Annotated in this window: 13 protein-coding genes; 7 read left to right on the forward strand and 6 right to left on the reverse strand. The window is 65.2% G+C overall.

Translation table 11 applies throughout. The features are described from left to right. Window positions 1–158 precede the first annotated feature (158 nt). Entirely contained in the window at window positions 159–713 is a 555-nt protein-coding gene (locus E8E91_RS27465) for a redoxin domain-containing protein (RefSeq protein ID WP_280368987.1), read from the forward strand. Window positions 714–769: 56 nt separating this feature from the next. Here E8E91_RS27465 and E8E91_RS27470 read toward each other — a convergent pair whose 3' ends face one another. From E8E91_RS27470 to E8E91_RS27490, 5 genes are all read right to left on the reverse strand, one after another. After that, a complete protein-coding gene (locus tag E8E91_RS27470) occupies window positions 770–2,038 on the reverse strand; it encodes an outer membrane protein transport protein (protein ID WP_280380281.1) in 1,269 nt (422 codons plus the stop codon). 180 nt (window positions 2,039–2,218) lie between these two features. After that, window positions 2,219–2,698, reverse strand: coding sequence for a hypothetical protein (locus E8E91_RS27475; protein ID WP_280368992.1), 480 nt, complete (start codon window positions 2,696–2,698; stop codon window positions 2,219–2,221). A 242-nt stretch (window positions 2,699–2,940) separates the two neighbouring features. Further along, window positions 2,941–3,795, reverse strand: coding sequence for a sulfurtransferase (locus E8E91_RS27480; RefSeq protein WP_280380283.1), 855 nt, complete (start codon window positions 3,793–3,795; stop codon window positions 2,941–2,943). A 106-nt stretch (window positions 3,796–3,901) separates the two neighbouring features. After that, a complete protein-coding gene (metC, locus tag E8E91_RS27485) occupies window positions 3,902–5,077 on the reverse strand; it encodes a cystathionine beta-lyase (RefSeq protein WP_280380284.1) in 1,176 nt (391 codons plus the stop codon). A gap of 203 nt (window positions 5,078–5,280) precedes the next feature. Beyond that, entirely contained in the window at window positions 5,281–5,757 is a 477-nt protein-coding gene (locus tag E8E91_RS27490) for an Lrp/AsnC family transcriptional regulator (RefSeq protein ID WP_280380286.1), read from the reverse strand. 126 nt (window positions 5,758–5,883) lie between these two features. On the opposite strand from E8E91_RS27490, the gene E8E91_RS27495 reads away from it, so the two are divergent. Continuing rightward, window positions 5,884–6,693, forward strand: coding sequence for a lysophospholipid acyltransferase family protein (locus E8E91_RS27495; RefSeq protein ID WP_280380288.1), 810 nt, complete (start codon window positions 5,884–5,886; stop codon window positions 6,691–6,693). A 121-nt stretch (window positions 6,694–6,814) separates the two neighbouring features. Here E8E91_RS27495 and E8E91_RS27500 read toward each other — a convergent pair whose 3' ends face one another. After that, the gene (locus E8E91_RS27500) at window positions 6,815–7,876 is read right to left on the reverse strand and encodes an SMP-30/gluconolactonase/LRE family protein (RefSeq protein ID WP_280380290.1); all 1,062 of its coding nucleotides are present in this window, start codon (window positions 7,874–7,876) and stop codon (window positions 6,815–6,817) included. A gap of 414 nt (window positions 7,877–8,290) precedes the next feature. On the opposite strand from E8E91_RS27500, the gene dapA reads away from it, so the two are divergent. The 5 genes from dapA to E8E91_RS27525 all read left to right on the forward strand — a co-directional run bounded on the left by dapA (window position 8,291) and on the right by E8E91_RS27525 (window position 12,214). Further along, entirely contained in the window at window positions 8,291–9,145 is an 855-nt protein-coding gene (gene dapA, locus E8E91_RS27505; protein ID WP_280380292.1) for a 4-hydroxy-tetrahydrodipicolinate synthase, read from the forward strand. Window positions 9,146–9,274: 129 nt separating this feature from the next. Beyond that, window positions 9,275–10,402, forward strand: coding sequence for a ribonuclease D (gene rnd, locus E8E91_RS27510; protein WP_280380295.1), 1,128 nt, complete (start codon window positions 9,275–9,277; stop codon window positions 10,400–10,402). Between the two features lie 47 nt (window positions 10,403–10,449). Further along, a complete protein-coding gene (locus E8E91_RS27515; protein ID WP_190832665.1) occupies window positions 10,450–10,743 on the forward strand; it encodes a YcgL domain-containing protein in 294 nt (97 codons plus the stop codon). Continuing rightward, on the forward strand, window positions 10,743–11,672 hold the full coding sequence (locus E8E91_RS27520) for a D-2-hydroxyacid dehydrogenase (protein WP_280380297.1): 930 nt from the start codon (window positions 10,743–10,745) through the stop codon (window positions 11,670–11,672). Before E8E91_RS27515 ends, E8E91_RS27520 begins: the two co-directional genes overlap by 1 nt. 92 nt (window positions 11,673–11,764) lie before the next feature. After that, a complete protein-coding gene (locus tag E8E91_RS27525; protein WP_280380299.1) occupies window positions 11,765–12,214 on the forward strand; it encodes a YcgN family cysteine cluster protein in 450 nt (149 codons plus the stop codon). Window positions 12,215–12,235: the final 21 nt, after the last annotated feature.

A 12,235-nucleotide genomic window follows, 5' to 3' on the forward strand; every position in this document is an offset into this window, starting at 1 on the left:
CTGGATCCTCGGCGCCTTGGCGGTCGGCCTGCTGCTGGCCCTTGGCTGGTGGGGCTGGCAGCAAGGCGGATTGGCACTGATGCAGTTGGGATTCAATTGCTAGTCGGCCTGCCCGGCGGTAGCGTAGTCAGATCACTCGATCCGCGCCGGAGCCCGCCATGAAAGCCTTGCCCATCCTGTCACTGTCGCTGCTGGCCCTGTTCGGTGGCCAGGCCATGGCCGCCGAGTGTCCTTCGCTGCTGCAGCACAACCTGCCGCAACTCCGCTCCAAGAACACCATCGACCTCTGCCAGCGCTTCGCCGGCAAGCCGCTGGTGGTGGTCAACACCGCCAGCCATTGCGGTTTCACCCCGCAGTTCAAGGGTCTGGAGGCGCTCTACAAACGCTACAAGGACCAGGGCCTCGAAGTGCTGGGCGTGCCTTCGGACGACTTCAAGCAGGAGGCCGCCTCCAACGAGGAGACCGCCAAGGTCTGCTACGTGAACTACGGCGTGACCTTCGCCATGACCCAGCCTCAGCACGTCACCGGCGACGAGGCGACACCGCTCTACAAGGAGCTGATCGCCCAGTCCGGACAGACGCCGCGCTGGAACTTCTACAAGTACGTGGTGGACCGCCAGGGCAAGGTGATCGCTCATTTCTCCAGCCTGACCAAGCCGGATGACCCCGACCTGCTGAAGGCGGTGGAGCAGGCGCTGGCGAGCCAACCCTGATCGACAGGCAAAAAAAAGCCCGGACTCGTCCGGGCTTTGTTTTTCCTGCTGACTGATCAGAAGCGATAGGTCAGCTGCGCACCCAGGCCGTGGGCGCTGTTCTTGTAGGTGGCGCGGTAGGCCCCCTTGCTGGCGTTGACCTGGTTGATGTCGGCGTCTTCTTCCTTCAGGTAGGAGTAGGCGACATCGACGGTCACGTCGTCGTTCGGGCTCCAGGCGGCACCCAGGCTGAAGATCTTGCGGTCGTCAGTGGGGATGCGCGGCGAACGGAACTCGTTGCGGGCCGGGGACTGGTCGTAGGCCAGGCCGGCACGCAGGACCCACTGCTGGTTCAGCTTGTAGGCGGCGCCGACGGCATAGGACCAGGTGTCACGCCAGTCCTGCTCTTCGGTGATGGTGCCGAGGGCCGGGGCCAGCAGGCCGCGAACGCCTTCGTTCTCTACCTTGATCTCTTCCAGGCGGCTCCAGCGGGTCCAGGTGCTGCCGGCGTAGAGCGTCCAGCTGTCGTTCAGGTCGTGGGTGACGGAGAAGTCGACCGATTCCGGGGTTTCCAGCTCCAGGGAGGCGTCGTACTTGCCTGCGGAACTGCCCAGTACCGGGCCGCTGCCGGAAACCGTGGTGTCGCCTTTCAGCTTGTAATCCACCTTGGAGTGGTAGGTCAGGCCGAAGCGGGTGCGTGCGTCCAGCTCGAAGAGCACGCCGGCGTTGAAGCCCACTGCGGTGTCGTCGCCCTTGACCTTCACCTTGCCGTCGTTGCGGCCCGGGGACAGCGGGTTGAGGACCGCGGAAGTCAGTTCACCGTCGATACGGTTGATGGTGGGGCCGAAACCGACCGACAGCTGGTCGTTGATGCGGTAGCTGACGGTGGGCTGCAGGGTGATCACGCGCACTTCGCTCTTGTCACCGTAATAACGGCCGGCGAAGCCAGTTTCGTAGTCGGTGATCAGGCCGAAGGGCACGTACATGCCGAGACCGAAGGACCATTTGTCGTCGATCGGCTTGACGTAATAACCCATCGGTACGCCCACGGTGGGAACCATGTCGCCGTCGTTGCTGCCGCCGAAGGTACTGCGGGCATCGTCGATGTCGGTCCTGGCGAAGATGGCGGCGGCGCCGACGCTTACCTGCTCGCGCTTGATGCGGGCCATGCCGGCGGGGTTGCCGTACACGGTGGTGGCGTCATCGGCGGAGGACGAACGGCCGGCGAAGGCGGTACCCATGCCGCTGACGCTTTGCTCGTTGAGGGCAAAGCCAGCGGCCAGGCTGTAGCTGGAAGCGGCGCTGACGGCCAGGGCGAGGGCGGTCTTGAAGACTCTGCTTATCACGGTGAACTCCTGAGCGGTGGTGCAAAGGCCGGCACGCTAACAGGATTCAGGAGGCCTTTCCAGCTTGGCTGTTTTCGGCGAATTTCTTTGTAAGATTGTCGAACAATATGGAAATTGTCGGCATTTACGCTGATCGTGCAAATTGCCTGGCACGGTCGTTCCTGACTGATCGGTCAGTGATCAGGCGACCTGGCTGAGTCCTCCGACATGGCGTTGCCAGGCGTCGATGAAGTCTCTCGGGCTGCCTTCGGGATGGAAGACCTGGCGCCAGATCATGGCCATGCCGATCAGGTCGTCGGCAGCGGGCAGCACCAGGACGCTCGACTCCACCAGCATCCAGGCGATGGCAGTGGCATAGCGCAGGTTGATGGTCAGCTCCAGGTGCGGTGCGGCGAGGAAGGCATGTTGGCTGGCCAGCCCGCGGACCTGGCTGGCGAGGTCCGGGTCGAGCGCCAGGTGATGGTCCCAGAGCTGCTGGTGGCGCTCGTCGCTGATGCCATAGAGGCCGCGTCCGTTGCCGCAGTCCAGGGTGGAGCCCAGTGCCGATTGGCATGCGGCGGCGCCCAGCAGGAGGGTTTCGGCGGTGGAGGAGGGGCGCTGCAGGTAATGCAACGTCGGTCGTATCACGTGTTGGCGGAGATCGCAGGCGGCTATTCCCATTTGGCCCTCGCGAAGGGTGCCGGCGGGGCTGGGGCGTTTTGGCAGCTTCTCGTCGTTCTAGGAAAGAGCCCCACCGGGAGCGGGGTTAGCCGCTCGATTTGAAGTCTAGTGGGATATTTATGCTGTAAAGGCCTGTTTTTAAACCGATTCAGGCTTCTGGTTATTGTCTATATAGCTGGCTGTGATTAAAAAAAAGCCAGCGGGCAAGGGCCGCAAAGCCCCATGCCTGCTGGCTTTCTGCCTTATTCGCCCGTGGCCAGGGGACGGGAAGGGTTGGTGATCCACTCGCTCCAGGAACCGGCATAGAGCTGCGCCAGGGGATAGCCGGCCAGGCTCAGGGCGAAGAGGTTGTGGCAGGCGGTGACGCCCGAGCCGCAGTAGGCCACCACCTCGTCCAGCGGGCGGTCGCCGATCAGGGTGGCAAAGCGTTGCTTGAGGGCGTCGGCCGGAAGGAATCGGCCGTCGCTGCCGAGATTGTCGGTGAAGGCCGTGCACTGGGCGCCGGGGATATGGCCGGCCACCGGGTCGATGGGTTCTACCTCGCCCTTGAAGCGCGGCAGGGCGCGGGCGTCCAGCAGGGTCAGGTTCGCATTGCCCAGACGTTGCTGGAGCGCGTCGGCATCGACCAGCAGGCTGGAATCGGGCTGTCCGGAGAAGGTGCCGGGTTGCGCTGTCGGCGTCACGGCCGTCAGCGGAAGTTCCGCGTCGCGCCAGGCCTTGAGGCCGCCATCCAGCAGGAACACGCCGTCGCGTTTGCCCAGCCAGGCCAGCAGCCACCAGGCGCGCGCGGCGAAGGCGCCGGGGCCGTCGTCGTAGAGCACAACCGTGCTTTCAGCATCGATACCCCAGTTGCGCAGCTTCTCGGTCAGCGCTGCCGGGTCCGGCAGCGGATGGCGGCCGGTCACGCCCTTGGTCACCGGGCCGGACAGGTCGTGCTCCAGATCGGCAAAGCGAGCCTTGGGAATATGGCTCTCGGCATAGCTGCGCTGGCCGTAGGCCGGATCGTCGAGGGAGAAGCGGCAGTCGAGGATGACCAGGCCCGGTTCTTCCTGGCGGGCGCTGAGTTGGGCAGGGCTGATGAGTTGTGCGAGCGACATGGCGGGGTCCTTGTCGTGACCATTGTTGTGGCAAGCATCATAAGGACGCCCGCACAGACTGTCGCGCGCTATCGGCGGCGGCGCGGAACCCGCGCCGCCCGTGGGGTCAGCGGCAGGCGGCGCGCAGGCGCTGGAAGCCGGCGTCGAGGTCGGCGATCAGGTCGTCCGGATGCTCCAGGCCGACGTGTAGGCGCACCAGCGGGCCTTCGGTCTTCCAGGTAGTCGCGCTGCGGTGGGCGCTAGGATTGGTCAGCAGGATCAGGCTCTCGAAACCGCCCCAGCTGTAGCCCATGCCGAACAGTTGCATGCCATCGAGCATGGCGCGCATCGCCTGTTCGGGCATCGCCTTGAATTCCACGCTGAAGAGACCGCAGGCGCCAGTGAAGTCGCGCTTCCACAGTTCGTGGCCGGGCGCGCCGGGCAAGGCGGGGTAGAGGATGCGTGCCACTTCCGGCTGCTCGGCCAGCCACTGGGTCAGTTTCTCTGCATTGCGCTGGTGGCGCTCCAGGCGGGTAGAGAGGGTGCGCAGGCCACGCAGGGCCAGGTAGGCGTCGTCGGCGCTGACCGACAGGCCGAGCTGCTTGTAGAAACCGCGCACCTGCGGGAAGAGCGCCTCGGTGGTCATGATCACGCCCATCAGCACGTCCGAGTGGCCGACGATGTACTTGGTGGCGGCATGGATGGAGATATCCACGCCGTGCTTGAAGGAGGCGAAATGCACCGGTGTGCCCCAGGTGTTGTCGATCATCACCAGCGCACCGTGGGCATGGGCCACCTCGGCGATGCTGGGCACGTCCTGCACTTCGAAAGTCAGCGAGCCGGGAGATTCGAGGAACACCACACGGGTGTTGGGACGCATCAGCTCGGCGATGCCGCCGCCGATCAGTGGGTCGTAGTAGGTGGTCTCGATGCCGAAGCGCTTCAGGGTTTCGTCGCAGAAGGCGCGGGTCGGGTCGTACACCGAGTCGGTCATCAGCAGGTGATCACCGGGCTTGAGGGTGGCCAGCAGGGCGGTGGTCAGGGCGCTCAGGCCGCTAGGGGTGAGCATGGCCCCGTAGGCGCCTTCCAGTTCGGCCAGGGCGGTTTCCAGCGAACGGGTGGTGGGGTTGCCGTGGCGGCCATAGGTGTTGAGGGTACCGTTCTGCGCGTGCAGGGCTTCCACGCTGGGGAAGAGCAGGGTGGAGGCACGGTAGACCGGGGTGTTCACGGTTCCGCCGACCCGGCCCCGTTCACGGCCTTCATGGGCCAGCAGTGTTTCGAGATGCAGCTTGCGTTCGTCCACCTGGGTGTACCTCTGGGTCGGGATAGCGAATTGGAGCAGTGCCTGCCTGGAGCGGAAGGCGTCCGGGATGGCGAAAAGATTACCGATGGATGCGAGGAATTTCTTTGCTTTGATTTGCTGGGAATACCGTTGATGTGGAAATAATTTCTACTGATTTATTTTTCATTGGAAATATTTTTTACAGGGTGGCGCTGACGGGGAAATCATGAGTCGATGGCCTGCGTCAGGTGGTCCAGGGGCAGCGCCGTGGTGTGTTTGATCACCTCCATGGCGAAGCCGGAACTGACGTCGGACAGGTCGGCCACCCGTATCAGTCGCTTGTACACCGCGTCGTAGCCCTTGATGTCCGGCACCACGATCTTCAGCAGGTAGTCGACGTCGCCGGTCATGCGGTAGATCTCGACGATCTCCGGGATGTCACGGGTGCCTTCGATGAACTGCCGGGTCCAGTCGTCGCTGTGGCGGCTGGTGCGGATGGTGACGAACACCGTGACCCCGAGCTTGAGCCGCTCGGCATCGCAAAGCGCCACCTGCCGGGTGATCACGCCGTCCTCGCGCAGCTTCTGCAGGCGCCGCCAGCAGGGCGTGGGGGAAAGATTCACCGCTTCGGCCAGCTCCGCAAGGGAAATGGAGGCGTCCTGCTGCAGGAGGGCGATGATCTGCAGGTCTTTCTTGTCCATGGGCTGGGTCCGTGGCGGGTGCGTTTGGTCAGGAGGCTGGCGGGCCAAGTGTGTCGAAACAATGACAATCGGCATCATAAGGTCACCCGTGCATGAAGTCGCGCCGGGAGAAGATGGGAGAGACCGATGCCAAGCCTGCAAATACTGAGTGAACGTGCCTCGCTGATCCGCCGCCTGGGCGTGATCCTGGGGACCTTGTCGGTGGTCCTCTACTACTGCTGCAAGGTTCTGGTACGTGCGCCGATGAAGCGCCTCGACCGCGCCTGCGTGGACCGCTATACGCGTGCCATGTCGCGCCTGCTGCTGCGCCTGGTACGCATGGACCTGTCGGTGCACGGTGCGATACCCGACTTCAACGATGGCCGCCGTTACCTGATCCTCTGCAGCCATTCCAGCCACTACGACATTCCGGCCAGCTTCGTTGCCCTGCCTGGGTCGATCCGCATGCTGGCGAAGAAGGAGCTGTTCCGCATCCCCTTCCTCGGCCCGGCCATGCGTGCCGCCGAGTTCCCTTCCATCGACCGGCACAACCGCCGCCAGGCCCTGGCGGATCTGGAAACCGCGCGGCGCATGATGGAGAGCGGCATCGTCCTCTGGGCCGCACCCGAAGGCACCCGCTCCGACGATGGCCGCCTGTTGAAGTTCAAGAAGGGCTGCTTCCATCTGGCCCTGGATACCGACGCCGTGATCATTCCGGTGTCCATTCGCGGCATTCACCGAGTGCTGCCGGCCCGCACCTTCCGCCTGAACCTGGGGCAGAAGGTGGAAGTGCACGTGGGTGAGCCCATCGACGCCAGCCAGTACGACGCGGCGCGGCTCGGCGAGCTGATGGCCGCGACCCGTGCCCGGATGCAGGAGCTGCTGGGGCAGGAGCCTGGTGAAGCCATGAATCCTGTAGGGGCGACTTCCCACCTGCCGCCAGCGCGAGCCTTGTAAGCAGGCAATGTAGGAGCGAGCTTGCTCGCGAAGCTCTTGAGCTCGCCCGTTCGCGAGCAAGAACTCGGCGTCCCCCTCGCTCCTACATGTTCGATGTCCCCGTGAGAAAGCCTTCCGTGCCTCAGCGAATCTTCAACTTGCCGATCCGGTCATTGTCCAGGCTACCCAGGTACAGGTAATCCCCCACCGGCTTGGCCGAAGTGACCATGCGCAGGTGGGTGCCACTGGTGTCGTGCAGGCTGTGGACGATCTCGCCTTTCTCGTTCAGCTGCAGCACCAGGCCGTAGGGCACTGGCTTGGGCCAGAACATGCGCGGCAGCTTGGCGATCTGTGCCTTCAGCCAGGGCTGGGTGTGGAGGAAGTCGGCGTCGGCCTTGCGCGGGGTGGGCAGGGCGACCCAGAAGTTGCCCTGGTGGTCACCCTGGAGGTTGTCCGGCAGGCCCGGCAGGTTGTCGATGAAGACGTCGTGGGTGCCGGCCTTTTCGCCGCTCAGCCAGTAGCGCGTGATGCGGTAGCGGTAGGTCTCGTTGACCAGCACGAAGTCCTCGTTGGCCGACAGGGCCACGCCATTGGCGAAGTAGAGGTCCTTGAGCAGCACCTCGGTCTTGCCGCTCACCGGGTCGAAACGCATCAGGCGGCCATGGGGGCGGGCTTCGAGCAGGTCGAGGAGGTAATCCGGCTGCTGGAACCTGCTGGACGCGTCGGTGAAATAGATGCGGCCGTCCTGGGCGATGTCCAGATCATCGGTAAAGCGGAAGGGCACGCCGTCGGCCTCGGTGGCCAGAACGGTGATCTTGCCTTGCGGGGCGATGCGCAGCAGGCCCTTGTAGGCGTCGCCGACGATCAGGTTGCCGGCGGCATCGAAGTCCATGCCCAGCGGGCGGCCGCCGGTTTCGACGAAGGTTTCCACCTCGCCCTTCTCGCCGATGCGCACGATGCGGCCGTCGTGCAGGCCAGCGTAGAGGCGGCCCTGGCCGTCGACTGCGGTGTCTTCCGGTCCGTGCACCTGGCCCTGGGCGACCAGCTCGGCCTTCATCAGGGTGTCGTTGGGCTCCAGTACGCCGGTCATGGTCGGAGCCTTGGGTGCGTCCCAGGCCAGCGGGGCGATGGGGGAGGGCGTGACGGCGAGGTAGACCGCCACGGCGGCGATCAGCAGGGCGAGCACGCCCAGCAGCTTCTTCATCTTCTTGTATCCGTTGAGGTGGGGTGATGGCCGGGGCCTGTTGTTCTGCGCGGGCTTTTTAGCAGCCGCCCGAGGCCGGCGCCAGGGCTGAATGTTGCGCCATCAGACAGACCGCGGTTGACAGTGCGGGGGCGGACTGAGCAGTATCGGTGCCTCGCTTGATCCAACCGAGCTTTTCAATGTCCACAATCGCCCACTCCGCCGTTTCCGCCCTGGCCCTCTCGGCCCAGGTGTCGGCCTATGGCGTTGCCGCGGGCAAGAAATCCAAGAAACAGTCGCTCATTTGACCGGGGCGCGCTGTCCCGTCAGATGGGCTGACAGGACAGTAGGCGTGAACCGGGTCTTCCCCCCTTCGAATCTCCTCCCTGCATCCCTCCGACGGTGACTCTGACGGTCAGCCAAAGGAGATCTGCAATGCCTGTGTTTTCTGGAATCTGGGTTGCCCTGGTGACCCCCTTCAACGATGGCGCCATCGACTTCCCCGCCCTGCGCCGCCTGGCCCGGCACCTGCTGGATGAAGGCGTTGCCGGGCTGGTGGCCTGCGGCACTACGGGAGAAGCGGCGGCGCTGTCGAAGGACGAGCAACTGGCGGTGCTGGACGCGCTGCTGGAAGAGGTGCCCGGCGACCGCCTGGTGATGGGGCTGGCGGGTAACAACCTGGCCGAGCTGCTGGCTTTCCAGCGTGAGGTGCAGCGTCGTTCCATCGCCGGCGTGCTGGTGCCGGCGCCTTATTACATCCGCCCCTCCCAGGACGGCCTGCTGGCCTGGTTCGGCGCCATCGCCGATGCCTCCAGCGTGCCGGTGATCCTCTACGACATCCCCTACCGCACCGGCGTACGCCTGGAACTGGCCACCCTGCGCCAGCTCGCCCGCCACCCCCGGATCGTGGCCATCAAGGACTGCGGCGGCAACCCGGAAACCACCCTGGCGCTGATCGCCGACGGCGAGCTGGATGTGCTGACCGGCGAAGACGGGCAGATCTTCACCACCCTGTGCATGGGCGGTCGTGGTGCGATCGCGGCGTCGGCGCATATCTACCCGCGCCAGTTCGTGGAAATGGCCGAATGCATCGGCAAAGGTGAACTTGAGGCCGCGCGTGCGATCTTCCAGAAAATACAGCCTCTGATTCGCTTGGCCTTCGCCGAACCCAATCCGGCCCCGGTGAAAAGCCTGCTGGCGATGCGGGGGCTGATCCGCGACGAGTTGCGCCAGCCCATGCAACCCAGTTCCGAAGCCCTGTTGCAGCGGCTGCGCACGGAACTGGCCTAGGTTATGTACAAAACCTGGGCGCTCGCCCGCCCCCTGCGGACCGGCAGCGGCGGGGCGGGAGTGATGCAAGGCGCGAAGCGATGACCCGGCGCGATATATACTGCGCGCCACTGATTCAAGGAGAGCCCTGTGGCCATCGACATTATCTGGATCCGCGACGACGCTGCGCTGGCCGAACACTGCGCCGTGTGGCGGCGCCTGCCCTTCGTGGCCCTGGACACCGAGTTCATGCGGGTCGACACCTTCTACCCCAAGGCCGGCCTGGTGCAGGTCGGCGACGGTGAACACGCCTTCCTCATCGACCCGCTGCTGATTCGCGACTGGTCCCCCTTCGCCGAACTGCTGGAAGACCGGGCTGTACTCAAGGTGCTGCACGCCTGCAGCGAGGACCTGGAAGTCTTCCTGCGCCTGACCGGTGCCCTGCCGCAGCCGCTGCTGGACACCCAGTTGGCCGCCGGTTACCTCGGCATCGGCTACTCCATGGGCTATTCGCGCCTGGTGCAGGCGGTCCTCGGCATCGACCTGCCCAAGGACGAAACCCGTTCCGACTGGCTGCAGCGCCCGCTCACCGAGATGCAGGTGCGCTATGCCGCCGAAGACGCGCAGCACCTGGCCGAGCTCTACGCCGCCCTGGAACCGCGCCTGACCGAGCCCAAGCGCGCCTGGGTGCTGGAAGATGGCGCCGAACTGGTGGCCAACCTGCGCCGCGAAGTCCTTCCCGAAGAGCTCTACCGCGAAGCCAAGCTGGCCTGGAAGCTTTCTCGTGCCCAGCTCGCCGTGCTGCGCGAGCTGTGCGCCTGGCGCGAGATCGAAGCGCGCCTGCGCGACCAGCCGCGCAACCGCATCCTGCGTGAACACAGCCTTTGGCCACTGGCGCGCTTCCAGCCGGACAACCTGGTGTCCCTGGCGCGCATCGAGGACATGCACCCGCGCACCGTGCGTCAGGACGGCAATACCCTGCTTAAATTGATCCGCGAGGCCGCCGAGACGCCGCCTGATCAATGGCCAGAAGCACTGCCCGAGCCGCTGCCGCCGGATGCCTCGCCGTTGCTGAAGAAGCTGCGTGCCGTCGGCCATTCCGAAGCCGAACGCCTCGGAATGGCGCCGGAACTGATGCTGCGCAAGAAGCACCTGGAAGCCCTGCTGAAAAGCGGTTTCCCCGACGGCCCCTATAGCTTGCCCGACGGCCTGCGTGGCTGGCGCCGCGAGCTGATGGGCCAGGCCCTGCTGGACACCCTGGCCACGGCCGGCCAATGAACCAATCCGCCGTGCCGTCCGGCACGGCTCGCCCCACGAGCCCGACCATGAAACGTATCTGCTCCATCTACAAAAGCCCGCGCAAGAACGAGATGTACCTCTACGTCGACAAGCGCGAAGCCCTGAGCCGTGTGCCCGAAGCCCTGATCGCCGCCTTCGGCGCCCCGCAGCACACCTTTGACCTGGTGCTGACGCCCGAGCGCCAACTGGCCCGCGAGGACATCAACAAGGTGCTGGAGAACATCGAGAAGCAGGGCTATCACCTGCAGATGCCGCCGGCCCAGGACGAGTACATCGAGCACCTGCCGGAAGAATTGCTGCGGATGAACGACCCCATCTGATGAAAATCCTCATCGCCGAAGAAGAGTTCGCCCTCTACGCCGACCTGCTGCGCACCCAGACTGGCCTGCAGTTCCATGGCGGCAGCGATGTAGAGCGCCTGGCGGAGGCCGCGCGGGAATGCCCGGTGTGGCTGGGCGAGCCCGACCTGATGGCGGAGTTGCTGCGCAGGGGCTGCAAGCCGGAGTGGATGCAGTCGACCTGGGCCGGCATCACCCCGCTGCTGGCCGCCGACCTGCCCCAGGACTACCGGTTGACCCGCGCCGTGGGCATCTTCGGCCAGGTGATGGCCGAGTACGTCCTCACCTACCTGCTGGCCCATCAGCGGCAGCTGTTCTCGCGGGCCGCCGCCCAGGCCGAGAAACGCTGGGACAACCGCCTGCCGCGCAGCCTCGAAGGCAAGCGCGTGCTGATCGTCGGCAGCGGCGATATCGGCCAGAGTGTGGCCGGCTTCCTCGAACCCTTCGGCGTGGAGCTCCACGGCATTGCCCGCGAGCCGCGCCCGCTGGAACCTTTCGAACGGGTCTTCGGCATGGAGGCGCTGACCGAACAGGTGGCCTGGGCCGATTGCGTGGTGAACCTGCTGCCGGATACCCCGACCACCCGCGACATCTACGACGCGGCGACTTTCGCCTGCATGCGTCCGACCGCCCTGTTCATCAATGCCGGACGCGGCGTGGCGGTGGTGGAGCACGACCTGGTGGCGGCACTGCAGGCCGGCCAGCTGGCGGCGGCGGTGATCGACGTCTGTCGCGAAGAGCCGTTGCCCGCCTGGCACCCGTTCTGGAACGCGCCCAACCTGCTGGTCACCGGCCACAGCTCGGCACCCACGCTGCCCAGCGCCATGGCCCGGCTGTTCGTCGACAACCTCAACCACTACCAGGCGGGCGAACCGTTGCGCGGGCAGGTCAATTTCGAGCGCGGCTACTGAGTTCGCCGCGCTGTAACCGACGGTCAGCTATGCTTGGCCGATACCCTGTACCCGACTAGACTACGCGCCCCCCGAACCAACCCCCGCACGCCATGGCCGCCAAAGTCGAACCTTTCTGGAAGCGCAAGACCCTCGCACAGCTCGATCAGGAAGAGTGGGAATCCCTCTGCGACGGCTGCGGCCTGTGCTGCCTGCAGAAGCTGGAAGACGAGGACGACGGCAGCGTCTATTACACGCGCATCGCCTGCAAGCTGCTGGACCTGAAGACCTGCCGCTGCACCGACTACGCCAATCGCCGCAAGTTCGTCGCCGACTGCATCCAGCTCACCCCGGCCCAGGCCGACGAGTTCCAATGGCTGCCGCCCACCTGCGGTTATCGCCTGGTGGCTGAGGGCAAGGACCTGCCGCCCTGGCACCACCTGATCTGCAATGACCCCGAAGCGGTGCACAAGACGGGTATCTCCCAATCCGGTCGCATGCTCAGCGAGAACAGCGTCTCCGAGGATGATTGGGAGGACTATCTGATTTTCCGCGCAGGCTAGCAGGCAGTTGCACGCTGGCGC

This window comes from Pseudomonas sp. BN515 (genome assembly GCF_029873155.1).
Lineage (GTDB): Bacteria > Pseudomonadota > Gammaproteobacteria > Pseudomonadales > Pseudomonadaceae > Metapseudomonas.